The organism is Streptomyces sp. NBC_00335, assembly GCF_036127095.1.
Classification (GTDB): domain Bacteria; phylum Actinomycetota; class Actinomycetes; order Streptomycetales; family Streptomycetaceae; genus Streptomyces.
The window spans coordinates 5,764,252-5,789,375 of sequence record NZ_CP108006.1; the positions used below are offsets into that span (position 1 = coordinate 5,764,252).

Consider the following 25,124-nt stretch of genomic DNA (forward strand, 5'->3'; position numbering starts at 1 on the left):
TTCAGAGATTTGATCTTCGGATTGCGTCCCGTAGAGCTAGAGGGCACACGAGACACAGCTGCTCAGGTTACCAGCTGCCTTCCGACCGGCCCAAACCGAGCGCACTCCCCGGTTCATGGGACCATGGGAGTCTGCGTATAGATCCGACTAGACCCGACCAGATCTGATTTCGCGCAGACCGACGCCCACACTTCGTTCCGACTGCGACCCGAGAATCAGGACACTGCGTGCCCGCGATCCCCAGCCACGTGCCCGAGCCGAGCCGTACCGACCCGGCGCTGATCCGCAATTTCTGCATCATCGCGCACATCGACCACGGCAAGTCGACCCTTGCCGACCGGATGCTCCAGCTCACCGGTGTGGTGGACTCGCGGCAGATGCGCGCCCAGTACCTCGACCGCATGGACATCGAGCGTGAGCGCGGCATCACGATCAAGTCCCAGGCCGTCCGGCTGCCCTGGGCGCCCAACACGGGCGAGGATCAGGGCAAGACCCACGTCCTCAACATGATCGACACCCCCGGGCACGTCGACTTCACCTACGAGGTCTCGCGCTCCCTCGCGGCGTGCGAGGGCACGGTCCTCCTGGTGGACGCGGCCCAGGGCATCGAGGCGCAGACCCTCGCCAACCTGTACCTGGCGATGGAGAAGGACCTGGCGATCGTCCCGGTCCTGAACAAGATCGACCTGCCGGCCGCCCAGCCGGAGAAGTTCGCCGAGGAGCTCGCGAACCTGGTCGGCTGCCAGCCCGAGGACGTCCTGCGCGTCTCGGCGAAGACCGGTCTCGGCGTGGACGTGCTGCTCGACAAGATCGTCGCCACGGTCCCGGCCCCCGTTGGTCCCAAGGACGCCCCGGCCCGCGCGATGATCTTCGACTCCGTCTACGACTCGTACCGCGGTGTCGTGACCTACGTCCGTGTCGTCGACGGCCAGCTCAACAAGCGCGAGCGCATCCGGATGATGTCGACCGGCGCCACGCACGAGCTGCTGGAGATCGGCGTCTCCTCCCCGGAGATGACCCCGGCCGACGGCATCGGCGTCGGCGAGGTGGGCTACATCATCACCGGCGTGAAGGACGTCCGTCAGTCCAAGGTCGGTGACACCATCACCAGCCTGCACAACGGCGCGACCGAGGCCCTCGGCGGCTACAAGGACCCGCGCCCGATGGTCTTCTCGGGCCTGTACCCGCTCGACGGCTCGGACTACCCCGACCTGCGCGAGGCCCTGGACAAGCTCCAGCTCAACGACGCCGCGCTGGTCTACGAGCCGGAGACCTCGGCGGCGCTCGGCTTCGGCTTCCGCGTCGGCTTCCTCGGCCTGCTCCACCTGGACGTGGTGCGCGAGCGCCTGGAGCGCGAGTTCGGTCTCGACCTGATCGCCACCGCGCCGAACGTGGTCTACCGCGTCGTCCTGGAGGACGGCAAGGAGGTCACCGTCACCAACCCGAGCGAGTTCCCCGAGGGCAAGATCAGGGACGTGTTCGAGCCGGTCGTACGGGCCACCCTGCTCGCGCCCTCCGAGTTCATCGGCGCGATCATGGAGCTCTGCCAGCAGCGCCGCGGCACCCTCCTCGGGATGGACTACCTCTCCGAGGACCGGGTCGAGATCCGCTACACGCTCCCGCTCGCGGAGATCGTCTTCGACTTCTTCGACCAGCTGAAGTCCAAGACGCGCGGGTACGCCTCCCTCGACTACGAGCCCACCGGCGAGCAGGCCGGCAGCCTGGTCAAGGTCGACATCCTGCTGCACGGCGACAAGGTCGACGCCTTCTCCGCCGTCTGCCACAAGGACGCCGCCTACGCCTACGGCGTGCGCCTGGTCGCCAAGCTGCGCGAGCTCATCCCGCGGCAGGCCTTCGAGATCCCGATCCAGGCGGCCGTCGGCTCCCGCGTCATCGCCCGCGAGACCATCCGCGCCATCCGCAAGGACGTCCTCGCCAAGTGCTACGGCGGTGACATCTCCCGTAAGCGGAAGCTGCTGGAGAAGCAGAAGGAAGGCAAGAAGCGCATGAAGATGGTCGGCTCCGTGGAGGTCCCGCAGGAGGCCTTCATCGCCGTCCTGTCCAGCGACGAGTCCGGCGGCAAGAAGAAGTAGCCGCAGCGACGGTCATCGGACGAGAAGCAGGCCCCCGCGCTCCGGCGCGGGGGCTTGTTTCGTTATGAATCGGCTGCCCGGGGACTCTTACGCGCCAGGCGGAGGGCCCCTAGTCTGATCAATGCTCGTTGGTTACTCGCCAGTTTTTTTGGTCGGATGCGGCCAAGCCCTGACTCAGCCACCCACCCTGACCCACCACCCAGTCAGTCCGCCCCTGTGATGAACAGGCCCTGCCGAGTGGTCCGGAGGATGTCCGTGAGCGACACACAGACCTTGATCGAGAACCGCCCGCCCACCGTGGCGACCCTCTTCCTGGAGCGTGTCGCCGCCACGCCGAACGGCGAGGCCTACCGCTATCCGGTGCCCGCGGCGGACGGCCGGGGCGGCCCGGACGACTGGAAGTCGCTGAGCTGGGGCCAGGCCGCCGAGCGGGTATTCGCCATCGCGGCCGGGATCATCGACCTCGGGATCCAGCCGGAGCAGCGCGTGGCGCTGTCCTCCAACACCCGTGTGGAGTGGATCCTCGCCGACCTCGGCGTGATGTGCGCCGGCGGCGCCGTGACCACCATCTACCCGAGCACGAACGCCGAGGAGTCGGCGTTCATCCTCTCCGACTCCGACAGCCGGATCCTGATCGCCGAGGACGCCGCGCAGCTGGCCAAGGCCCGCGAGCGCCGCGCCGACCTGCCCGAGCTCGCGCACGTGGTGGTCCTGGAGGCCGCCGACGCCGTCGCGGCCGACGGGGACCCCGAGGGCTGGGTGCTCTCCCTCGCCGACCTGGAGGCGCGCGGGCGGGAGTACCTCGCCAAGCACCCCGAGGCGGTCAAGGAGCGGATCGCGGCCATCACCGCCGACCAGCTCGCCACCCTCATCTACACCTCCGGCACCACCGGGCGCCCCAAGGGCGTGCGGCTGCCGCACGACAACTGGTCGTACATGGCCAAGGCCACCGTCGCCACCGGCCTGATCACCAAGGACGACGTCCAGTACCTCTGGCTGCCGCTCGCCCACGTCTTCGGCAAGGTGCTCACCTCCGGCCAGATCGAGGTCGGCCACGTCACCGCCGTCGACGGCCGCATCGACAAGATCATCGAGAACCTGCCGATCGTGCAGCCGACCTACATGGCGGCCGTCCCGCGCATCTTCGAGAAGGTCTACAACGGGGTCGCCGCCAAGGCCCGGGCCGGCGGCGGCGCCAAGTACAAGATCTTCCAGTGGTCCGTCGGCGTGGCCCGCGAGTACGCCAAGGTCACCCAGGACAACTTCCGCCGCACCGGCCGGGCGAGCGCCCCCTTCGGCCTCTCCACCAAGCACAAGATCGCCGACGCGCTCGTCTACTCCAAGCTCCGCGAGGCCTTCGGCGGCAACCTGCGCGCCGCGGTCTCCGGCGCCTCCGCCCTCGCCCCCGACATCGGCTACTTCTTCTCCGGCGCGGGCATCCACATCCTGGAGGGCTACGGGCTCACCGAGTCCAGCGCCGCCTCCTTCGTCAACCCCGGCGAGGCCTACCGCACCGGCACCGTCGGCAAGCCGCTCCCCGGCACCGAGGTCCGCATCGCCGACGACGGCGAGGTGCTCCTGCGCGGCCCCGGCATCATGCAGGGCTACCACCAGCAGCCCGAGAAGACCGCCGAGGTGCTGGAGGCCGACGGCTGGCTGCACACCGGCGACATCGGCGAGCTCTCCGCGGACGGCTACCTGCGCATCACCGACCGCAAGAAGGACCTGATCAAGACCTCGGGCGGCAAGTACGTCGCCCCGGCGGAGATCGAGGGCCAGTTCAAGGCGCTCTGCCCGTACGTCTCCAGCATCGTCGTCCACGGGGCCGACCGGAACTTCTGCTCCGCCCTCATCGCCCTCGACGAGCCCTCCATCCTGGTCTGGGCCGCCGAGAACGGCCTGGAGGGCAAGACGTACTCCCAGGTCCTGGCCGCCCCCGAGACGAACCGGCTCATCGAGACCTACGTCCAGACCCTCAACGAGGGCCTCCAGCGCTGGCAGACGGTCAAGAAGTTCCGCCTCCTGCCGCGCGACCTCGACGTGGAGCACGGGGACCTCACCCCGAGCCTCAAGCTGAAGCGGCCGGTCGTCGAGCGCGAGTTCAAGCACCTCATCGAGGAGATGTACGAGGGCTCCCGGGAGGCGTAGTCCGGGGCGCGGCCGCAGGCGCCGCGCACGCGTAAACGACCTTGGGGCAGTGCGGGACAATGGGCTCATGCCTTCCGCACTGCCCGACGGTGAACCCATGCCCGAAGACGGCTCGCTGCCGCTCCACGCCCTCGAGGGAGCGGGGGAGCGGCCGCTCGGGTTCTACCTGCACGTTCCGTACTGCGCCACGCGCTGCGGGTACTGCGACTTCAACACCTACACGGCCACCGAGCTGCGGGGCACCGGCGGTGTGCTCGCCTCTCGGGAGAACTACGCCGACACCCTGATCGACGAGGTCCGGCTGGCGCGCAAGGTGCTCGGGGACGACCCGAGGGCCGTGCGCACCGTCTTCGTGGGAGGCGGCACGCCCACGCTGCTGCCCGCCGGCGACCTCGTACGGATGCTCGCGGCGATCCGCGAGGAGTTCGGGCTGGCCGAGGACGCCGAGGTGACCACCGAGGCCAATCCGGAGTCGGTGAACCCGGAGTACCTGGCGGAGCTGCGCGCGGGCGGCTTCAACCGGATCTCCTTCGGCATGCAGAGCGCCAAGCAGCACGTCCTGAAGGTGCTGGACCGCACGCACACCCCCGGGCGGCCGGAGGCCTGCGTGGCGGAGGCGCGGGCGGCGGGCTTCGAGCACGTGAACCTGGACCTGATCTACGGGACGCCGGGGGAATCGGACGAGGACTGGCGGGCGTCGCTGTCGGCGGCGCTGGGGGCCGGGCCCGACCACATCAGTGCCTACGCGCTGATCGTGGAGGAGGGCACCCAGCTCGCGCGGCGGATCCGGCGGGGCGAGGTCCCCATGACGGACGACGACGTCCACGCGGACCGGTACCTGATCCTCGACTCGGTGATGGCCGAGGCGGGGTACTCCTGGTACGAGGTCTCGAACTGGGCCACCTCCGAGGCCGGGCGGTGCCTGCACAACGAGCTGTACTGGCGCGGCGCCGACTGGTGGGGGGCCGGGCCCGGGGCGCACTCGCACGTGGGCGGGGTGCGGTGGTGGAACGTGAAGCATCCCGGCGCCTATGCGGCTGCGCTGGCGGAGGGGCGCTCGCCCGGGGCCGGGCGGGAGCTGTTGTCCTCCGAGGACCGGCGGGTGGAGCGGATCCTGCTGGAGCTCCGGCTCGTGGACGGGGTGCCGCTGTCGCTGCTCGCGCAGGCGGGGCTGGCCGCCTCGCGGCGCGCCTTGGCCGACGGGCTCCTCGAAGCAGGCCCGTACGCGGCCGGGCGGGCCGTCCTGACCCTGCGGGGGCGGCTGCTGGCCGACGCGGTGGTCCGCGACCTGGTCGACTAGCCCCGTCCGGGGTGGGTAGCCCTGCGGGGCCGTCCCCTACCCGCCCTTCCACCGTTCCCCGGGCTCCGCCCGGACCCTCCCCCAGCTACCGCTGGGAGGTGCCCCCTGCCGCGTGCGGCGCCGTTCCCGGGGGCCAGCCCCCGGACCCCCGCGCCTCAAACGCCGGCGGGGCTGAATTTTCGCCGACTCTATGCCGTCACGTGGTCGATCAAGTGCTCCACCGCGCCCAGGAGGGTGGGCTCCAGGTCCTTGTACGAGGTCACGCGGGACAGGATGTGCTGCCAGGCGGCTCCGGTGTTCTCCGGCCAGCCCAGGGCGCGGCAGATGCCCGTCTTCCAGTCCTGGCCGGGCGGGATCACCGGCCAGGCGCGGATGCCGAGGGCCGAGGGTTTCACCGCCTGCCAGACGTCCACGTACGGGTGTCCCACGATCAGGACGTGCGGGGAGGTCACGGAGGCGGCGATGCGGGACTCCTTGGAGCCCGGCACCAGGTGGTCCACCAGGATGCCCAGCCGGGCGTCGGCGGCCGGGGCGAAGTCCGCGACGACCGAGGGGAGGTCGTCGATGCCCTCCAGGTACTCCACCACGACGCCCTCGATCCGCAGGTCGTCGCCCCAGACCCGTTCGACCAGTTCGGCGTCGTGGCGGCCCTCCACGTAGATCCGGCCCGCCCGCGCCACCCGTGCCCGGGCCCCGGGCACGGCGAGCGAGCCCGAGGCCGTACGGGCCGGGGCGGCCGGCCCCCGGGCCGGGCGGGTCAGGGTCACCACGGCGCCGTCCAGGAGGAAGGCGCGGGGTTCGAGGGGGAAGACGCGGCGCTTGCCGAAGCGGTCCTCCAGGGTGACCGTGCCCGCCTCGCAGGCCACCACCGCGCCGCAGAAGTCCGTACCCGCCACCTCGACCACCAGATCGGGATCCGCCGGCACCTCCGGGACGGGCTTGGCGCGCTTCCACTGCGGGGTCAGGTCGGGGGAGTACTCACGCATCCGGCCGAGGGTAGGAGAGCGGGCCGCCTCAGGGGGCCGACACGCCGAAACGGGTTGCCAGTGTGTCGCGTTGGGCACGCACGAAGGCCGCGTCGACCACCGCTCCGTGACCCGGCACGTACAGAGCGTCGTCCCCGCCCAGGGCCAGCAGCCGGTCCAGGGCCGCCGGCCACTGCCCGGGCATCGCGTCCGGACCCGCCTGCGGCTCGCCCGACTCCTCGACCAGGTCGCCGCAGAAGACCACCTCGCGCGCTCCGGGTACGAAGACGGCCAGATCGTGCCCGGAGTGCCCGGGCCCCACGTTCGCCAGCAGCACCTGCACCCCGCCCAGGTCGAGCGTCCACTCGCCCGACACCAGGTGCCGGGGAACCACCAGCAGGTCCGCCGCCTCGGCCGCCTCGGCCTCCGCCAGCCCCTGGCGGACCGCGTCCTCGCGCAGCTCCTCCCGGCCCGCCGAGAGCACGGCGTCCAGCCCGACCGGACCGTAGACCTCCACTCCCGCGAACGCCGCACCACCCAATACGTGGTCGAAATGTCCGTGTGTGAATGCGAGATGGGTCACGCGGCGGCCCGCCAGCCGCTCCGCCTCGGCCCGCACCGCAGAGCCCTCCCGAAGGCAGGATCCGGGGTCGATCACGAGGGCCGAATCCTCGCCCACCACCAGTCCCACGGTGCAGTCCCACACCGGCAGCCGCTTGCGGCCGACCCGTTCTGTGAGCTGTTCCCAGCCCGCCTCTTCCCAACGCAGGTCCATGCCGCGACGCTACCTTGGCGGGCCGCCCTTGCTACGGGCGTACCACCCCGCCGTACACTGACCGGGGGATCTCTGGCACTCGAACGCTCAGAGTGCCAGCAGGCAGAGCCTGCCGAAGCCGCGAACGACGGAAACGATGGAGGTGTGCGCGATGCTCAGCGAACGCAGACTCGAAGTGCTGCGCGCCATCGTCCAGGACTACGTCGGGACGGAGGAGCCGGTCGGCTCCAAGGCGCTCACCGAGCGGCACCGGCTCGGCGTCTCGCCCGCCACCGTGCGCAACGACATGGCCGTGCTGGAGGACGAGGGCTACATCGCCCAGCCCCACACCAGCGCCGGCCGGATCCCCACGGACAAGGGCTACCGCCTCTTCGTCGACAAGCTGGCGGGGGTCAAACCGCTGTCGACGCCCGAGCGCCGGGCCATCCAGAACTTCCTCGACGGGGCCGTGGACCTCGACGACGTCGTCGGCCGGACGGTGCGGCTGCTCGCGCAGCTCACCCGGCAGGTCGCCGTCGTCCAGTACCCGTCGCTGACCCGCTCCACCGTCCGGCACGTGGAACTGCTCTCGCTGGCCCCGGCCCGCCTGATGCTGGTCCTCATCACGGACACCGGCCGGGTCGAGCAGCGGCTCGTCGACTGCCAGACCCCCTTCGCGGACACCTCGCTCGCGGACCTGCGGGCGCGGCTCAACAGCATTGTCGTCGGCCGCCGGTTCACCGACGTGCCGCCGCTGGTGAAGGACCTTCCGGAATCCTTCGAGACCGAAGACCGGGTGACGGTGCGAGCCGTCCTCGACACCCTTCTCGAAACGCTGGTCGAGGAGGCGGAGGAGCGGCTGATGATCGGCGGCACCGCCAACCTCACCCGCTTCGGACACGATTTTCCCCTGACGATCAGGCCGGTGCTCGAAGCGCTGGAGGAGCAGGTCGTGCTCCTCAAGCTGCTGGGCGAGGCCAGTGAGTCGGGAATGGCCGTAAAGATCGGGCATGAGAACGCCTACGAGGGACTGAACTCCACGTCCGTCGTCTCGGTCGGCTACGGTTCGGGCGGCGAAGCAGTCGCCAAACTCGGCGTGGTCGGACCGACCCGCATGGACTACCCCGGAACGATGGGAGCGGTACGCGCAGTGGCACGTTACGTCGGACAGATCCTGGCGGAGTCGTAAGTGGCCACGGACTACTACGCCGTTCTCGGCGTGCGCCGCGACGCATCGCAGGACGAGATCAAGAAGGCATTCCGGCGGCTCGCGCGCGAGCTGCACCCGGATGTGAATCCCGATCCCAAGACGCAAGAGCGTTTCAAGGAGATCAACGCCGCCTACGAGGTCCTCTCGGACCCGCAGAAGAAGCAGGTCTTCGACCTCGGCGGCGACCCGCTGTCCTCCTCGGGCGGCGGCGGAGCCGGCGGCTTCGGAGCGGGCGGCTTCGGCAATTTCTCCGACATCATGGACGCCTTCTTCGGCCAGTCCTCGCAGCGCGGACCGCGCTCGCGGACCCGCCGCGGCCAGGACGCCATGATCCGCCTCGACCTGGAACTGGACGAGGCCGCCTTCGGCACGACCAAGGACATCCAGGTCGACACGGCCGTCGTCTGCACCACCTGCTCCGGCGAAGGCGCCGCCCCCGGCACCTCGGCGCAGACCTGTGACATGTGCCGCGGCCGCGGTGAGGTCTCGCAGGTCACCCGGTCCTTCCTGGGCCAGGTCATGACCTCGCGCCCCTGCCCGCAGTGCCAGGGCTTCGGCACCGTGGTCCCGACCCCGTGCCCCGAGTGCGCGGGCGACGGCCGGGTCCGCTCCCGCCGCAGCCTCACCGTCAAGATCCCGGCGGGCGTCGAGAACGGCACCCGGATCCAGCTCGCGGGCGAGGGCGAGGTCGGCCCCGGCGGCGGCCCCGCCGGCGACCTGTACGTGGAGATCCACGAACTGCCGCACCCGACCTTCCAGCGGCGCGGGGACGACCTGCACTGCACAGTCACCATCCCGATGACCGCGGCGGCCCTGGGCACCAAGTGCCCGCTGGAGACGCTGGACGGCCTGGAGGAGATCGACATCCGCCCCGGCACCCAGTCCGGCCAGGCGATCCCCCTGCACGGCCGGGGCGTCACGCACCTGCGCGGCGGCGGCCGCGGCGACCTGATCGTCCACGTCGAGGTCACCACCCCCAGCAAGCTGGACCCGGCGCAGGAGGACCTGCTGCGCCAGCTCGCCAAGCTGCGCGGCGAGGAGCGGCCGCTCGGCCAGTTCGCGCCGGGCCAGCAAGGCCTGTTCAGCCGTCTGAAGGACGCCTTCAACGGGCGCTGATCCGCACGCGCGGAGCACCGTAGGGGCGGCGTCCCGGCGGTGTACGAGAACACCTGCGAGCCCGGTCCGGGGATGCCCCGGACCGGGCTCGCGGCATGCGGGACGGCAGGGCGGCGGCGGTATTCGGGCACCCCGGTGAAGGGGACTATGCCAGGCGAATGCCGTGATTCGGTCCCGTGAGCGGGACATGGCACGATGCAGCACATGTCCTCCGCACCGAACGGTCTCTTCGCGTACCCGATCGTGCAGGCGCCCATGGCGGGCGGCGCTTCCTGCCCGCCGCTCGCGGCCGCCGTCTGCGAAGCGGGCGGACTGGGCTTCCTCGCCGGCGGCTACAAGACCGCCGACGGCATGTACCAGGAGATCAAGCGGCTGCGCGCGCTCACCCGCCGCCCCTTCGGCGTCAACCTCTTCCTGCCGCAGGCCTCCCACGTGGACCCGGCGGTCGTGGAGGCCTACCGCGGGCACCTCGCCAGCGAGGCCTCCTGGTACGAGATCTCCCTCGCCGACGAGGACATCATCGGCACCAGCGACGACGGCTACGACGCCAAACTGGCCATTCTCATCGAAGACCCGGTACCCGTGGTCTCGTTCACCTTCGGCCTGCCCTCGCCCGCGGCCTTCACCTGCCTGCGCAAGGTCGGTACGTACACGATCGCCACCGTCACCTCCGTCGAGGAGGCCCGCGCCGCGCAGGCGGCCGGCGCCGACGCCGTCTGTGTCCAGGGCGTGGAGGCGGGCGGCCACCAGGGCACCCACCGCGACGACCCGCAGGGCGACGGCACGGCCGGAGTCGGCCTGCTCGCGCTCGTCGCGCAGGTGCGCGAGGCCGTGGCCCTGCCGATCATCGCGGCGGGCGGCCTGATGCGCGGCTCGCAGATCGCCGCACTGCTCGCCGCGGGTGCGGAGGCCGCGCAGCTCGGCACGGCCTTCCTGGCCTGCCCGGAGTCCGGCGCGCACGCCCTGCACAAGAAGGCCCTGACCGACCCGCTGTTCGTCCGCACGGAGCTGACCCGGGCCTTCTCGGGGCGGCCGGCCCGCGGACTGGTCAACCGGTTCATGCGCGAGCACGGCCCGTACGCCCCGGCCGCGTACCCGCAGGTCCACCACCTGACCGCGCCGCTGCGCAAGGCCGCCGCCGCGGCCGGGGACCCGCAGGGCATGGCCCTGTGGGCGGGCCAGGGCCACCGGCTGGCGCGGGCCCTGCCGGCCGGGGAACTGGTGGAGGTGCTCGCGGCGGAACTCGGCGCGGCACAGGACGTGTTGAAGGCAATGCAGATGAGGAGTGCGTCATGACCGCCCCGGTGTTCGTGGTCGAAAAGGTTCCCGCGGGGCCGGAGTTCGTCCTGGACGGCCCCGAGGGCCGCCACGCGGTCTCCGTGAAGCGGCTGGCCCCCGGCGAGGCCCTCGTGCTGACCGACGGCCGGGGCGGCTGGGCCGAGGCCGTGGTCACGGCCGCCGAGGGCAAGGACCGCCTCGTCGTCTCCGTGTCCGGGGTCCACGAGGAGGCGGAGCCGGCCGTCCGGATCACCGTCGTCCAGGCCCTGCCCAAGGGCGACCGCGGCGAGGTCGCCGTCGAGACCATGACGGAGACCGGCGTCGACGCGATCGTGCCCTGGCAGGCCTCGCGCTGCATCACCCAGTGGCGCGGCGACCGGGGTGCCAAATCCCTCGCGAAGTGGCGGGCCACCGCCCGCGAGTCCGGCAAGCAGTCCCGCCGGGTCCGCTTCCCCGAGGTCGAGGAGGCGCTGTCGACCAAGCAGGTCGCGACCCTGCTCGCCGGGGCCGACCTCGCCGTGGTCCTGCACGAGGACCGGGACGCCCCCTCGGGCGCGCTGGCCACCGCGGAACTGCCCGCCGCCGGCTCCATCGTCCTGGTCGTCGGCCCCGAGGGCGGGGTCTCCCCGGACGAACTCGCCGCCTTCGCCGCGGCCGGGGCGCACCCGTACCGGCTGGGGCCCTCGGTGCTGCGCACCTCCACGGCGGGCACGGCCGCCGCGGCGGTGCTGCTGGCGAGGACGGGCCGCTGGTCCTGACCGGTCCGGTCCGGTCCGGCCGGTGGCGGTGGATACCATGCCGGAACCGATCACCCGTCACGAAGGGTTCAGCACATGGCCGGGGAACCGCAGGCCGACTGCCTGTTCTGCAAGATCGTCGCGGGGAACCTCCCCGCGACGGTCATCCGGGAGACGGACACGACCGTCGCCTTCCGCGACATCAACCCGCAGGCGCCCACCCACGTCCTCGTCATCCCGAAGGTGCACTACCCCAACGCAGCCTCCCTCGCGGCCGCGGAGCCCGGGATCGCCGCCGACGTCCTGACGGAGGCCGGCCGCGTCGCCGCCGACGAGGGACTCGCCGAGCGCGGCTACCGCCTCGTCTTCAACACCGGCGCCGGCGTCGGCCAGGTCGTCTTCCACGCCCACGTGCACGTCCTGGGCGGCCGCGGCTTCGAATGGCCCCCGGGATAAACCGTGTCCGTACGAGAACTAGTGGTCCTCGGCACCGCCAGCCAGGTGCCCACCCGCCACCGCAACCACAACGGCTACCTGCTGCGCTGGGACGGGGAGGGCATCCTCTTCGATCCCGGCGAGGGCACCCAGCGCCAGATGCTCCGCGCCGGGGTGGCCGCGCACGACATCAACCGGATCTGCGTCACCCACTTCCACGGTGACCACAGCCTCGGCCTCGCCGGGGTCATCCAGCGGATCAACCTCGACCGGGTCCCGCACCCCGTCACCGCCCACTACCCGGCCTCCGGACAGAAGTTCTTCGACCGGCTGCGGTACGCCACGGCCTACCGCGAGACGGTGCAGCTCGCCGAGGAGCCGGTGGCCGAGGACGGGATCCTGGCGCGCGGGGACGCGTACACCCTCGACGCCGTACGGCTGTCGCACCCGGTGGAGTCCTTCGGTTACCGGGTCACCGAGCCCGACGGGCGCCGGATACGGCCCGAACTGCTCGCGCTCCACGGGATCAAGGGGCCGGACGTGGGACGGATCCAGCGCGAGGGCAGCCTCGGCGGGGTCACCCTCGACGAGGTCAGCGAGGCGCGCCCCGGACAGCGGTTCGCCTTCGTCATGGACACCCGGCTCTGCGAAGGCGTCGAGGTGCTCGCGGCGGGCTGCGACATGCTGGTGATCGAGTCGACCTTCCTCGACGAGGACGTCCAACTGGCCACCGACCACGGACACCTCACCGCCGGGCAGGCCGCCCGGGTGGCCCGGGACGGGGGAGTGCGGCACCTCGTGCTGACGCACTTCTCGCAGCGCTACGGCGATCCGTCCGAGTTCGAACGGCAGGCCCGGGCGGCCGGCTTCGAGGGCGAGCTGACGATCGCCGCGGACCTCGTACGGGTGCCCGTGCCCAAGCGGGGCGGATAGCGGGTCCCGGCACGGGGGTCGCGGTCTAGTGCTGTGACCGGAAAGGTTCACCGGGTCGCGACGCCCGGCACGGCACCTCGCCGCGTTGTCGGACCACGCCGGTACGTCCAGTACGAGGCGCGGTCCTCCGCCTTGCGATGCACCGCACCGAACGCCGCGACCCGGCAAACCTTTCCGGCCACAGCACTAGACGCCGGTGCGGATGCGCCTGCGGGGGCGTTCGCGGGCTCGGCGGGACGCCGCCGGGGAGAGCAGCAGGACCCGGAGCGGGGGCAGGCGCAGCGGGCGGGCGCGGAGCCGCGCGAGCTCCACGACCTCCAGCTCCTGCGCGCCGACCCTCGGCACCGAGCCGGCCGGCGTCCCGGCTCCGGCGGCGAGCACGGCCGCCGGGGCCCCGCCGCGCCGGCGCACCGAGCCGGGGGTCAGCGGGCGTCCGCCGACGTGCAGGGCGACCGCGGCCATCGGCCCGGCCACCGCCAGCAGCAGCCCCCCGAGGACCAGACCCATGCCCGGGAACCCCGCGCCCTCGGCGAGCAGGCTCCCGGTGACGGGCCCGCAGGCCACGCCGAGCGAGGACGCGGAACCGACCAGGACGGCCCAGCGCCCGAGCGGGTCGAGGGCGGCGGCGAGGCCGATGGCGTAGGAGAGCACGACGGGGTACACCGCGTTCCACAGGATCTCCCCGGCGGCGAAGGAGCCCAGGTCCCGCGCGTGCGAGGCCAGCACCACGCAGCAGGCGATGACCGCCGTGCCCACGCCCACCGGGACCGCCCGGCCGAGCCGGGCGCCGAGCGCGGAGGCGGCGGTGACCCCGAGCAGCCCGGCGCCGAGCGCGGCCGCGAAGACGATCCCGAGGGTGACCTCGGACAGGCCCGCCTGCTGCGCGCCGATGCGGCCGCTGACGCCCCACAGGGCGTTCTGGGCCAGCGACCACAGCATCAGGGCCCCGGCGAGCACCACCCCGGCGCGCGGGTACGGCAGCCGCCCCGGAGCCCGTACGGCACTGTCGGCGCGCTCCGCGTGCTCCGTGCGGTCGGCCCCGTCGAGGCGGCCCGTCGCCGGCCAGCACACGAGCGCGACCAGGGCGATCGCCGCGAACGGCAGCCCGTGCCCGCCGCCGAGCCGGGGCAGGGTCAGGTACAGGGCCCCGGCCGTCGCCGACACCGACAGCAGCCCCAGCGAGGAGGTCCGGTGCGGGTCGCGCTGCGCCGCGATCCCGGAGGCGGCCACGGCGGTGGCCGTGCCCGATCCGAAGCCGCCGAGGACGGCGCCCGCGATGACGAGGGGGAGCTGCGCGGTGGCGGCCGCCGTGCCGTACCCGAGGACGGCGAGCAGCAGCCCGAGCCGGGCCAGCGGACGCGGTCCGTGGCGCCGGATGCGGGAGGCGAGGGTGAAGCCGGCGGCGGCCGAGCCGAGCAGCAGGACCGAGCCGATCAGTCCGGCCTGCGCGGGGCTCAGCGGGAGGTGGGCGTCGAGCCGGCCGACCACGGTCGGCAGCAGGTACGGGGCGACGTAACCGGAGGTGAAGAGCGCGACGAGCGGCCAGGCGGCGGGCGGCGCGGGGGTGCGGTCGGGCACGGATGTTCCAGGTGGTGCAGGTGGAGCGTGAGATTCCGCAAGAGCGCGGGGCTCATATCTATCAAGCGGCCCGATCTTCCGAGAAGGGCGTTCAGGCGGTGATCTGCGTCACACTGTTACCTGGGTCCTCCCACGAGGGAGGGCCTGACGGCGGACGTGAGTTAAGCCAAGTGAAGAAACGACCCGCCAAGATTCACCACGTGCGCCGAACCGAACGGGGAGTACATCGTGACCAGTCGCAGCAGCCGGGACAGCCTCGACTCCGCCGTGGACCCCCTCGGTCCGCTGCGCGACCCCCAAGAACCCGGCTGCGACGTCTTCCTGACGGGCACGGTCTTCCTCGACATCATCTTCACCGGCCTCGACTCGGCCCCCGTGCGCGGCACGGAATCCTGGGCGCGCGGCATGGGGTCCAGCCCCGGCGGCGTCGCCAACATGGCCACCGCCCTCGCCCGGCTCGGTCTGCGCACCTCCCTGGCCGCCGCCTTCGGGGACGACCACTACGGGGAGTACTGCTGGGACGCCCTCGAACAGGGCGAGGGCATCGACCTGTCGATGTCACGGACCGTGCCGGGCTGGCACAGCCCCGTCACCGTCTCGATGGCGTACGAGGGCGAGCGCACGATGGTTTCCCACGGCCACGAGGCCCCGCTCCCGGCGGACCCGGGCCCGTTCCCCCAGTGCCCTCCCCGCGCCCGCGCGGCGGTGGCCTCCCTCGGCCCGGGCGGCGGCGAGGCCTGGGTCGCCGAGGCGGCCCGCCGCGGGGCCAGGGTGTTCGCCGACGTCGGCTGGGACGACAGCGGGCGCTGGGACCTGGGGGCGCTCGCAGACCTGGAGCACTGCGAGGCCTTCCTGCCCAACGCGGGGGAGGCGATGGCGTACACGCGCACCGACTGCCCGCGCGCGGCGGCCCGGGCGCTGGCCGAGAAGGTGCCGATCGCGGTGGTGACGATGGGCTCCGAGGGCTCGTACGCGGTGGACGGGCGGACCGGGGAGACGGCCGAGGTCCCCGCGATCGCGGTCGACGCCCTGGACCCGACCGGCGCGGGCGACGTGTACGTGGCGGGCTTCCTGACCGGCACCCTCGCCGAGTGGCCGCTCGCGGACCGGCTCGCCTTCGCGGGCCTGACGGCCGCCCTGTCGGTGCAGGAGTTCGGCGGCTCCCTGTCGGCCCCCGGCTGGCCGGAGGTGGCCCACTGGTGGCGCACCGCCCCGGAGGCCCTGCGCGGGCGGTACGGCTTCCTGGACGACCTCGTCCCGCGGGCCGCCGCCCCGGCCAGCAGGCGCCGGGCGGTCCCGACGATCGGCTTCCGCCAGTCGGCGTAGGCCTGGCCGGCCGGGGAACGGGGTGAGGTGCGGGGCCGCGCCCCCGACCCGGACGCCCGCGCCGCCCCGGGCGGGACGGCCGGGTGCGGCGCCGTTTCCGGGGCCGGCCCCGGACCCCCGGTCCTCAAACGCCGGAGGGGCTGGTGTGGGCCGGTGGATCGGGTGCGGGGCAGGCCCCCGTGGCAGACCCCCGAGGCAGACCCCGTAAAACCCCTCGGGGATGGCGGGGCGGCGACGTAGGCTTGGAAGTCCGGTGGCCGTCGATCGGCGCGGCCCCTCAGTGGGAGGTATGCGCAGGCCACAGTGCCGGCCCATGACTCAGACACCGACAGCCAAGACCCCCGCGCCGGGGCAGGCGCGAGCCCACTTCTCCGTACCGGCCACCCATCCGATGGTGTCCGTCCTCGGCTCGGGCGACGCCCTGTTGCGCGTGATCGAGAAGGCCTTCCCGAGGGCCGACATCCATGTTCGGGGCAATCAGGTCAGCGCGATCGGCGCGGCGGCGGAAGTCGCTCTGATCCAGCGCCTGTTCGACGAGATGATGCTGGTGCTCCGCACCGGGCAGCCGATGACGGAGGACGCAGTGGAACGCTCGATCGCCATGCTCAAGTCGAGCGGCAACGGCGAGGGCCCGGACGAGACGCCCGCCGAGGTGCTCACCCAGAACATCCTCTCCAGCCGCGGCCGCACCATCCGCCCCAAGACCCTCAACCAGAAGCGGTACGTCGACGCGATCGACAAGCACACGATCGTCTTCGGCATCGGCCCCGCCGGTACCGGCAAGACCTACCTGGCCATGGCCAAGGCGGTCCAGGCCCTGCAGTCCAAGCAGGTCAGCCGGATCATCCTGACCCGCCCGGCGGTGGAGGCCGGAGAGCGCCTGGGATTCCTCCCCGGCACCCTCTTCGACAAGATCGACCCGTACCTGCGGCCGCTCTACGACGCCCTGCACGACATGATCGATCCGGACTCGATCCCGCGGCTGATGGCGGCGGGCACCATCGAGGTCGCGCCGCTGGCCTACATGCGCGGCCGCACCCTCAACGAGGCCTTCGTCGTCCTCGACGAGGCGCAGAACACCACCCCCGAGCAGATGAAGATGTTCCTGACCCGGCTCGGGTTCGACTCGAAGATCGTCGTCACCGGCGACGTGACCCAGGTCGACCTGCCGGGCGGTGCCAAGAGCGGTCTGCGGCAGGTGCAGGACATCCTCGAAGGGGTGCCGGACATCGCCTTCTCGCGGCTCACGTCCGAGGATGTCGTCCGGCACAAGCTGGTCGGCCGTATCGTCGACGCGTACGAGAAGTACGACGACAGCCAGGACGCGAAGCAGTCGCGGAACGGCTTCCAGCGGAAGTAGAAATCAGCGCACCATGTCGATCGACGTCAACAACGAGTCCGGAACCGAGGTCGACGAGCGGGCGATCCTCGACATCGCCCGCTACGCACTCGCCCGGATGCGGATCCACCCGCTCTCGGAGCTCTCCGTCATCGTCGTCGACGAGGACGCGATGGAGCAGCTCCACATCCAGTGGATGGACCTGCCCGGACCCACCGACGTCATGTCCTTCCCGATGGACGAGCTGCGTCCGCCGAAGAAGGACGAGGAGGAGCCCCCGCAGGGTCTCCTCGGTGACATCGTGCTCTGCCCCGAAGTCGCCAAGAAGCAGGGCGAGGACGCGCCGACGCAGCACTCCATGGACGAGGAGCTCCAGCTCCTGACCGTCCACGGGGTGCTGCACCTGCTCGGGTACGACCACGAGGAGCCGGACGAGAAGGCCGAGATGTTCGGCCTCCAGGCGGCGATCGTCGACGGCTGGCGCGGCGAGAACGGCGTGACGGGCCCGTCCCCGGCGCCGACCGTCTCATGACCGGTGATCTCCAGCTGATCACCGGGGCCGTCCTGCTGGTCGTGGTGGCCTGGTTCGCCGCGTGCGCCGAGTCCGGGATCGCCCGGATCTCCGCCTTCCGCGCCGAACAGGCCGTACGGGAGGGCCGGCGCGGCAGCGCCAAGCTGGCCCAGGTCGCCGGCGACCCCACCCGCTACGTCAATGTCGCGCTGCTGGTCCGGGTCACCTGCGAGATGGCGGCGGGCGTGTTCGTCACGTACGTCTGCCTCGACGAGTTCGGGGAGAACTGGACCGCGCTGCTCGTGGCCATCGCCGTGATGGTGCTCGTGTCCTACGTGGCGGTCGGCGTGTCCCCGCGCACCATCGGCCGGCAGCACCCGCTGAACACGGCGACGGCGGCGTCCTACGTCCTCGTACCGCTCGCCCGGATCATGGGGCCCATCCCGCAACTGCTGATCCTCCTCGGCAACGCGCTCACCCCCGGGAAGGGCTTCCGCAAGGGGCCCTTCGCCTCCGAGGCGGAGCTGCGCGCGATGGTCGACCTCGCGGAGAAGGAATCGCTGATCGAGGACGACGAGCGCCGCATGGTGCACCAGGTCTTCGAACTGGGCGACACGCTCGTGCGCGAGGTCATGGTGCCGCGCACCGACCTGGTCTGCATCGAGCGGTACAAGACGGTCCGTCAGGCGACCACGCTCGCGCTGCGGTCCGGTTTCTCGCGGATCCCGGTGACCGGGGAGAACGAGGACGACATCGTCGGCATCGTGTACCTGAAGGACCTGGTCCGCAAGACGCACATCAGCCGGGACGCGGAGAGCGACCTGGTCTCCACGGCGATAAGGCCCGCGGTGTTCGTGCCGGACACGAAGAACGCGGGCGACCTGCTGCGCGAGATGCAGTCGGTGCGCAACCACGTGGCGGTGGTCATCGACGAGTACGGCGGCACCGCCGGCATCGTCACCATCGAGGACATCCTGGAGGAGATCGTCGGCGAGATCACCGACGAGTACGACCGGGAGATCCCGCCGGTGGAGGACCTGGGCGGGGACCGCTACCGGGTCACCGCGCGACTGGACATCACCGACCTCGGCGAACTGTTCAAGGTGGACTCCTTCGACGACGAGGACGTGGAGACGGTCGGCGGACTGCTCGCCAAGGCGCTGGGCCGGGTACCGATCGCCGGTGCCTCGGCGGTGGTGGACCTGCCCGACGGACGGCCGCTGCGGCTGACGGCGGAGTCCCCGGCGGGGCGGCGGAACAAGATCGTGACCGTGCTGGTGGAGCCGGTGGTTCCGGTGGAGGGCCAGGAAGGGGAGACGGAGTGACGCCGGCGGAGCTGCGCGCGTTCTGTCTCGGGTTCAACGCGGCGGTGGAGGAGTTCCCCTTCACCCCGGAGACCTCGGTGTTCAAGGTGCTGGGGAAGGTGTTCGCGCTGAGCGCGCTGGACGCCGACCCGCTGAAGGTCAACCTCAAGTGCGACCCGGAGCAGGCGGTGCGGCTGCGGGCGGAGCACGAGGCGGTCGTACCGGGCTGGCACATGAACAAGCGGCACTGGAACACGGTGACCGCGGGCGGGCCGGGGGCGCTTGCCGACGCGCTGGTCCGGGAGCTGGTCGAGGACTCGTACGACCTGGTGGTCGCCGGTCTGCCGAGGGCGGAGCGGCTGCGGCTCGACCGGCCGTAGGGGGTGTACCCCCCCAGGTGTTCCCCGGAGTGGAATCGGGGAGGGGCCCAAGGTCATGGATCACGGGACCTTCGGGGCCGTGGATCCGCTTACCCAGCGCTTAGTTTTATCCCTGCGCCACCAAGATCCCGGGGGGACACCGGGGGTGGAGGGGAGAGCGCGTCGGCGGGGTCGTCGTGCGGCCCCGCCGACGCGCTCCATATGCTTCGGGCTATGACCGACAGCACCGGGATCGACCCCGAAGACACCAAGATCATCACGTTGGCGCGCAGCGCCCGGGCCCGCAACGGCGTGCCCGAGGGGGCGGCGGTCCGGGACGAGACCGGCCGTACGTACGTCGCCGGGACCGTGGCGCTGGACTCCCTCAAGCTGAGCGCGCTCCAGACGGCCGTCGCGATGGCCGTGGCCAGCGGCGCCCAGTCCCTGGAGGCGGCGGCCGTCGTCAGCGCCGCCGAGGCCCCCTCCGACGCCGACCGCGCGGCGGTCCGCGACCTCGGCGGCCCGGACACCCCGGTCCTCCTGGCGGGCCCGGACGGCACCCTGAAGTCGACGACTCCGGCTGGGGCCTGATCCGTCGGGCGGCGGGCTTCGGCTCCGGCCGGTCCTGCTCCGGCCGGTCCTACACCGGCCGGTCCTACACCGGCCGGTCCTGCACCGGCCGGCCGCCGAGGCCCGTGTGCCCGACGCCGCGCGGTGAGAAGGTGACCGGGCCGATCCAGCCCTGGAGCACCCGGACGACCTGGGACGGCAGCGGGGTCACGGGGTCGAAGCTCCGGCCGCGGGCCCAGTTCTCGAAGAGCCCCTCCGTCGTCCCGACCGCGGTGACCACCATGGTGACCCGGAGCTCCGAGCCGTCCGCCCAGGTGTGCCACAGGGCCCAGCCCTCCGGGCGGGGTTCCACGGCGAGCCGCGCGCACATCTCCTCGTAGCTCTCGTCGGTCCCGGCCGGTACGAGCCCAGGCCGGAGCAGGCAGGCCCCGACGAGACGGATTCGGGGCCGGTCCTCCTCGGTGCAGCCGTCGCCCTCGAAATGGTGACTGCGCAGGGTCCGGGAGAGGGCGTCCAGCTCGCGCCGGAACGGCTCCGGGAACTCGGTGCCCGAGGACTCCGCGACGACCCGGTGCGCGAGTCGCTCGATTTCACGGAGGTGGTCGAGCTCGGAGAGTTCGGGTGCGCTCATGACCGGCAGTGTCGCAGCGGGGCGCACCCTCCGGACACCCGTTTACGACCCGGCGGGAACGGCGCGGCGGCGGATGACCATCGCCATCAGGGCGGCCATCGCGCACAGGGCGCCCGAGGCGTACCAGACGGGGTCGTACGAGCCGAAGGCGTCGCGGGCCAGGCCGCCGAGGAAGGCCACCACCGCCGCGCCGATCTGGTGCGAGGCCAGGACCCAGCCGAAGACGATGGCTCCGTCGTCCCCGTAGTGCTCGCGGCACAGGGCGATCGTCGGCGGGACCGTCGCGACCCAGTCCAGGCCGTAGAAGACGATGAAGAACACCATCGGCGGGTGCACGGTCGGGGCCAGCAGGATCGGGAGGAACAGGAGCGAGATCCCGCGCAGGGCGTAGTAGACGGCGAGGAGGCGGCGCGATTCGAAGCGGTCCGTCAGCCAGCCGGAGAAGACCGTGCCGATCACGTCGAGCACGCCGATCACGGCGAGCAGTCCGGCCGCCGCCGTCACCGGCATGCCGTGGTCGTGGGCCGACGGGACGAAGTGGGTCCTCACCAGCCCGTTCGTCGAGGCCCCGCAGATCGCGAAGGTGCCCGCCAGCAGCCAGAACGGTCCGGTCCGGGCCGCCTTGACCAGGACGCCCACGGCCCGGCGGGCGGCGCCGGGGACGGGCGCGGGCTTGGCCGTGTAGGTGCCCCCGTACGGGGTGGTCCCGATGTCCGCCGGGTGGTCGCGCAGCAGCAGCCAGACGAAGGGCACGACGGTCAGGGCCGCCAGCGAGACGGTCACCGACGCCGGGCGCCAGCCGTGGTTCTCCACCAGCCAGGCCAGCAGCGGCAGGAAGATCAGCTGGCCGGAGGCCCCGGCGGCGGTCAGGATGCCGGTGACCAGGCCGCGCCGGGCGGTGAACCAGCGGTTGGTCACCGTCGCCGCGAAGGCCAGCGCCATCGAGCCGCTGCCCAGGCCGACCAGGACGCCCCAGTACAGGATCAGCTGCCAGGAGGTGGTCATCCAGACCGTGGCCACCGAGCCGCCGGCTATGACGGTCAGGGCGACCGCGACCACCTTGCGGATGCCGAAGCGGTCCATCAGGGCGGCGGCGAACGGCGCGGTGAGCCCGTACAGCGCGAGGTTCACGGAGACGGCGAGGCCGATCGTGCCGCGGGACCAGTCGAACTCCTCGTGCAGCGGCTCGATGAGCAGACCGGGGAGGGAGGCGAAGGCGGCGGCGCCGATGATCGTCACGAAGGCGACGGCCGCGACGAACCAGGCGCGGTGGACGCGGTGTGCGGGGTGCGGCGCGACGGCCGTGGAGTCGGGTCCGGCCGCCGGGCCGGAGGCGGGTGTCGGCGCGGGGGACGGGCCGGGGCCCGGGTCTGTCTGCGTCACGCCGATAGTTTCCGGCCGCCGGGGTCTCGTACGACAGTGGCCTGACCGACACCCTTCGATATGATCGGGCCATGGAGCCTCGCGCGCACCGTGTCCACCGTGTGGTCGTACTCGCCCTCGCCGGTCTGCTGCCCTTCGAGCTCGGCATCCCGCACCGGATCTTCGGGCGGGCGAAGGATCCCGCCGGGCGGCCGCTGTACGAGGTCCTCACCTGCGGGCTCGCCCCCGGCCGGGTCCCCACGGACGCCGACTTCGACGTCCACGTCGAGCACGGTCCCGAACTGCTGGCCACCGCCGACACGGTGGTGGTCCCCGCCTCCTACGAGCTGGGCCCGGTCCACGACGAGGGCCGGCTCACCCCCGAACTGGCCGCCGCGCTCGCGCACATCAGGCCCGGCACCCGGCTCGTCTCCATCTGCACCGGCGGCTACGTCCTGGCCGCCGCCGGGTATCTGGACGGCCGCCGGGCCACCACCCACTGGTCCTCCGCCGGGCACTTCCAGCAGACCTTCCCGGCCGTCCTGGTCGACCCGGGCGTGCTCTACACCGACGACGGGGACGTGCTCACCTCCGCCGGAGTCGCCGCCGGGATCGACCTGTGCCTGCACATCGTGCGCCGCGACCACGGCTCGGCCGTCGCGAACCACACCGCCCGGTACACCGTCGTACCGCCGCACCGCGACGGCGGGCAGGCGCAGTTCATCGACCGCCCGGTGCCCGAGCCGCAGCAGGCGAGCACCGCCGCGGCCCGCGCCTGGGTACTGGACCGGCTGCACGAACCACTGCGGCTGACCGACCTGGCCCGGCAGGAGGCGATGTCGGTACGGACCTTCACGCGCAGGTTCCGCGAGGAGTCGGGGCTCAGTCCGGGCGAATGGATCCTGGGGCAGCGGGTGGAGCGGGCCCGGGCACTGCTGGAGCAGACCGACCTGCCGATGGAACACGTGGCCCGGGAGGCGGGCTTCGGGAGCGCGCAGTCCCTGCGCAAACACGTCCAGGCGGCCCTCGGCGTGAGCCCGACGTCCTACCGGCGGACCTTCCGGCAGGCGGCACCGGGCGCCACACTGCCATCTCCTGATGGGACATCAGTTGCTGCCGGGTCCGTGCATTGACTTATCCCCCCGCCCGCTCGTGAATGGCCCCCTGGCGGGGTACGGGATCCCAGGGGGCGGTCAGTGCGGACTTCGGCGCGAACACCGGCGCGGGCAACGGCGCGGACGACGGCGCGGCACAGAGGGTGGTCGGCGGCCGTCGGCATGGCGGTGCTGGCCGCCGCGACCGGGGGAGCGCTGAGCGCGCCCGCCGCCGCGGAGGGGGAGACCCCTGCCGGTCAGGTCGAGTTCCCCACGCACTGCCTGCCGCCGCAGGAGGCGGGACTGCCGCCGGCCGACGGGCCCACCACCGCCCGGATCACCGTCGACGACACCACGCCGCGCGTGGGCGACACCGTCACGGTCACCTACCAGGTCACCCGGACCCCCGCCGTGAACCCGCTCTCCGTCGGCCTGCCCGCCGACGTCCTCACCCCGACCGGGCGGATCGTGCTCGGGGGCGTGCAGCAGGGCGAGGTCACGGTCGTCGGGGCCAAGCGCAACGATCCCGTCGAGGCGGGCGGGGCGCTGCCCGCCGTCACCATGACCGGCACCTTCACCGTCACCGCCCCCGGCGAGATCACCCTGGCCCCGGGCGGCTACACCCTGCACACCGGGCACCTGCTGGAACTGGACACCGTCTGCGCGGGCGCCTTCGGGAGCGAGCCGCCGGGGGCGGGACCGGCACCGACCGCGTCGGCTTCCGCGTCCGCGTCTGCGTCCGCGGCGCCGTCGCCGGTGTCCGCTTCGCCGGTGTCCCCGTCCTCGTCTCCGTCCGGGTTGCCGGTGCCCGCCGGGCCGCCGGTCGCGCAGCGGATCACCGCGAGTCCGCTGCCGACGGCCAACCTGCGCGCCGTCGCGCTCGGTACGGCGGCGGGAGCGCCGGGCGCGAAGGTCAAGGTCACCGGAGCCGGTTTCGTCCCCGGCGCGGAGGTCACCGTGACCGGCCGGGCGGGTACGGCGGAGACCGCCGACCGGGTCGCCGCGAAGGCCGACGAACTCGGCGTGGTCCTCGCGGAGCTGCCGGTCACGGACCGGGCGACCACGGCGGTCGTGGCGTACGAGGGCGCCGCCTGGACTCCGGAGTCGGGCTCGGGCCCGGCCGCGTACACGGTGATCGTCGCCGCCCCGCTGCCGCCGGGCAGCCAGACGGTGACGGCGGTCGTGGAGCCGGGCGAGCTCGGGATGACGCAGGAGGGCGACGCCGTGACGCTGGCCGCGGTCCCGTACGGGGACGGCGGAGCGGCGGCCGGACGGATCGGCACGGTCACCGTCAAGGACGCCCGCGGCGGGCCGGCCGGATGGTCCCTGATCGGCAAGGTCACCGATTTCACCGGCTCCGGCGGGGTCCGCATCCCGGGCGCCTCCCTGAGCTGGACCCCGGCGTGCGCGGCCGCGCCCGGCAGTCCCAGCGCGTGTACGCCGGGCAGTGCGGGCACCGTCGGGCCGGACGGGGCGGTCCTGGCCTCGACCGGTGACGCCGCGCTCGTCGGCGGCACCTTCACCGTCGACGCGGCCGTCACCCTGCAGGTGCCCCCGTACACCCCGCCGGGCGCCTACACCGCGGTGCTGACCCTGACGCTGTCGTGACCCGGCCCGGCCCCGCAGCCGCCGCGGTGCCGCCGCGCGGGGCGGAGCCCCCGCAGCGACCCTCGCCACTGGGCGGGGCGGCGGAGTCCCCGCAGCGACCTTTGCCGCTGCGCGGGGCGGAGTCCCCACAGCGGCCTTTGCCGCTGCGCGGGGCGGAGTCCCCACAGCGACCTTTGCCGCTGCGCGGGGCGAAGTCCCGTACCCGCCCTTCGCCCGTTCCCCGGGCGCTGCCCGGACCCCGAACCCCCTGGGGCTCCGCCCCAGACCCCGCGCCTCAAACGCCGGCGGGGCTGGATTCGGCCGGTGTCAGCCCGTACGTGAACGCCGCCGGGTTGGAAATTCCAGCCCCTCCGGCGTTTGAGGAGCGGGGGTCCGGGGGCCGGCCCCCGGGAACGGCGCCGCACCCGGCAACGGGTCCGGGGCGGAGCCCCGGGGAACGGGGGAAGGGCGGGGCGGGGAGAGCCTCTCCGGAG

At 72.6% G+C, this 25,124-nt stretch carries 22 protein-coding genes; 17 read left to right on the forward strand and 5 right to left on the reverse strand.

All coding sequences use genetic code 11. The features are described 5' to 3' along the window. The first annotated feature begins 227 nt into the window (after positions 1-227). From lepA to hemW, 3 genes are all read left to right on the forward strand, one after another. A complete protein-coding gene (gene lepA, locus OHA37_RS25945; protein WP_266908969.1) occupies positions 228-2,093 on the forward strand; it encodes a translation elongation factor 4 in 1,866 nt (621 codons plus the stop codon). Between the two features lie 255 nt (positions 2,094-2,348). Continuing rightward, positions 2,349-4,241 (forward strand): AMP-dependent synthetase/ligase, encoded by a 1,893-nt coding sequence (locus tag OHA37_RS25950; RefSeq protein ID WP_266908970.1) that lies wholly within the window; start codon positions 2,349-2,351, stop codon positions 4,239-4,241. A 67-nt stretch (positions 4,242-4,308) separates the two neighbouring features. Further along, on the forward strand, positions 4,309-5,541 hold the full coding sequence (hemW, locus tag OHA37_RS25955; RefSeq protein WP_266908971.1) for a radical SAM family heme chaperone HemW: 1,233 nt from the start codon (positions 4,309-4,311) through the stop codon (positions 5,539-5,541). A 188-nt stretch (positions 5,542-5,729) separates the two neighbouring features. Here hemW and OHA37_RS25960 read toward each other — a convergent pair whose 3' ends face one another. Then, the gene (locus tag OHA37_RS25960; protein WP_266908972.1) at positions 5,730-6,527 is read right to left on the reverse strand and encodes a DUF3097 domain-containing protein; all 798 of its coding nucleotides are present in this window, start codon (positions 6,525-6,527) and stop codon (positions 5,730-5,732) included. Between the two features lie 28 nt (positions 6,528-6,555). Next, a complete protein-coding gene (locus OHA37_RS25965; protein ID WP_266908973.1) occupies positions 6,556-7,281 on the reverse strand; it encodes an MBL fold metallo-hydrolase in 726 nt (241 codons plus the stop codon). A gap of 151 nt (positions 7,282-7,432) precedes the next feature. Between OHA37_RS25965 and hrcA the strand changes: the two genes are divergently transcribed. From hrcA to OHA37_RS25995, 6 genes are all read left to right on the forward strand, one after another. Then, entirely contained in the window at positions 7,433-8,449 is a 1,017-nt protein-coding gene (gene hrcA / locus OHA37_RS25970; RefSeq protein WP_266908974.1) for a heat-inducible transcriptional repressor HrcA, read from the forward strand. After that, positions 8,450-9,586, forward strand: coding sequence for a molecular chaperone DnaJ (dnaJ, locus tag OHA37_RS25975; protein WP_243334753.1), 1,137 nt, complete (start codon positions 8,450-8,452; stop codon positions 9,584-9,586). Positions 9,587-9,790: 204 nt separating this feature from the next. Beyond that, a complete protein-coding gene (locus tag OHA37_RS25980) occupies positions 9,791-10,882 on the forward strand; it encodes a nitronate monooxygenase (RefSeq protein WP_266908975.1) in 1,092 nt (363 codons plus the stop codon). Beyond that, entirely contained in the window at positions 10,879-11,622 is a 744-nt protein-coding gene (locus OHA37_RS25985) for a 16S rRNA (uracil(1498)-N(3))-methyltransferase (protein WP_266908976.1), read from the forward strand. Before OHA37_RS25980 ends, OHA37_RS25985 begins: the two co-directional genes overlap by 4 nt. 75 nt (positions 11,623-11,697) lie before the next feature. Next, positions 11,698-12,057: a histidine triad nucleotide-binding protein gene (locus OHA37_RS25990; RefSeq protein ID WP_266908977.1), complete on the forward strand. Its 360-nt coding sequence runs from the start codon at positions 11,698-11,700 to the stop codon at positions 12,055-12,057. Positions 12,058-12,060: 3 nt separating this feature from the next. Continuing rightward, a complete protein-coding gene (locus tag OHA37_RS25995; protein WP_266908978.1) occupies positions 12,061-12,969 on the forward strand; it encodes a ribonuclease Z in 909 nt (302 codons plus the stop codon). 186 nt (positions 12,970-13,155) lie between these two features. Here the strand turns inward: OHA37_RS25995 and OHA37_RS26000 are convergent, their stop codons facing one another. Beyond that, positions 13,156-14,547 (reverse strand): MFS transporter, encoded by a 1,392-nt coding sequence (locus OHA37_RS26000; protein ID WP_266908979.1) that lies wholly within the window; start codon positions 14,545-14,547, stop codon positions 13,156-13,158. A 225-nt stretch (positions 14,548-14,772) separates the two neighbouring features. Between OHA37_RS26000 and OHA37_RS26005 the strand changes: the two genes are divergently transcribed. The 6 genes from OHA37_RS26005 (at position 14,773) to OHA37_RS26030 (ending at position 19,977) form a co-directional block, all read left to right on the forward strand. Continuing rightward, on the forward strand, positions 14,773-15,873 hold the full coding sequence (locus OHA37_RS26005; protein WP_266913099.1) for a carbohydrate kinase family protein: 1,101 nt from the start codon (positions 14,773-14,775) through the stop codon (positions 15,871-15,873). Between the two features lie 313 nt (positions 15,874-16,186). Next, positions 16,187-17,233: a PhoH family protein gene (locus OHA37_RS26010; protein ID WP_266908980.1), complete on the forward strand. Its 1,047-nt coding sequence runs from the start codon at positions 16,187-16,189 to the stop codon at positions 17,231-17,233. Between the two features lie 13 nt (positions 17,234-17,246). Then, positions 17,247-17,744: an rRNA maturation RNase YbeY gene (gene ybeY / locus OHA37_RS26015; RefSeq protein WP_266877564.1), complete on the forward strand. Its 498-nt coding sequence runs from the start codon at positions 17,247-17,249 to the stop codon at positions 17,742-17,744. Continuing rightward, positions 17,741-19,048, forward strand: a complete 1,308-nt coding sequence (locus OHA37_RS26020; protein WP_266908981.1) for a hemolysin family protein — start codon at positions 17,741-17,743, stop codon at positions 19,046-19,048. The genes ybeY and OHA37_RS26020 overlap by 4 nt, the downstream gene beginning before the upstream one ends. Beyond that, positions 19,045-19,407, forward strand: a complete 363-nt coding sequence (locus OHA37_RS26025; RefSeq protein WP_266908982.1) for an MmcQ/YjbR family DNA-binding protein — start codon at positions 19,045-19,047, stop codon at positions 19,405-19,407. The genes OHA37_RS26020 and OHA37_RS26025 overlap by 4 nt, the downstream gene beginning before the upstream one ends. 213 nt (positions 19,408-19,620) lie before the next feature. Then, positions 19,621-19,977, forward strand: a complete 357-nt coding sequence (locus tag OHA37_RS26030; RefSeq protein WP_243334727.1) for a cytidine deaminase — start codon at positions 19,621-19,623, stop codon at positions 19,975-19,977. 64 nt (positions 19,978-20,041) lie between these two features. Here OHA37_RS26030 and OHA37_RS26035 read toward each other — a convergent pair whose 3' ends face one another. Both OHA37_RS26035 and OHA37_RS26040 read right to left on the reverse strand, forming a co-directional pair. After that, positions 20,042-20,587 (reverse strand): hypothetical protein, encoded by a 546-nt coding sequence (locus tag OHA37_RS26035; protein ID WP_266908983.1) that lies wholly within the window; start codon positions 20,585-20,587, stop codon positions 20,042-20,044. A 42-nt stretch (positions 20,588-20,629) separates the two neighbouring features. Beyond that, a complete protein-coding gene (locus OHA37_RS26040; protein WP_443046327.1) occupies positions 20,630-21,976 on the reverse strand; it encodes an MFS transporter in 1,347 nt (448 codons plus the stop codon). Between the two features lie 65 nt (positions 21,977-22,041). Here OHA37_RS26040 and OHA37_RS26045 point away from each other — a divergent pair, with 65 nt between their 5' ends. Next, entirely contained in the window at positions 22,042-23,082 is a 1,041-nt protein-coding gene (locus tag OHA37_RS26045; RefSeq protein WP_266908985.1) for a GlxA family transcriptional regulator, read from the forward strand. Positions 23,083-23,226: 144 nt separating this feature from the next. Next, positions 23,227-24,651, forward strand: coding sequence for a beta-xylosidase (locus OHA37_RS26050; RefSeq protein ID WP_266908986.1), 1,425 nt, complete (start codon positions 23,227-23,229; stop codon positions 24,649-24,651). Positions 24,652-25,124: the final 473 nt, after the last annotated feature.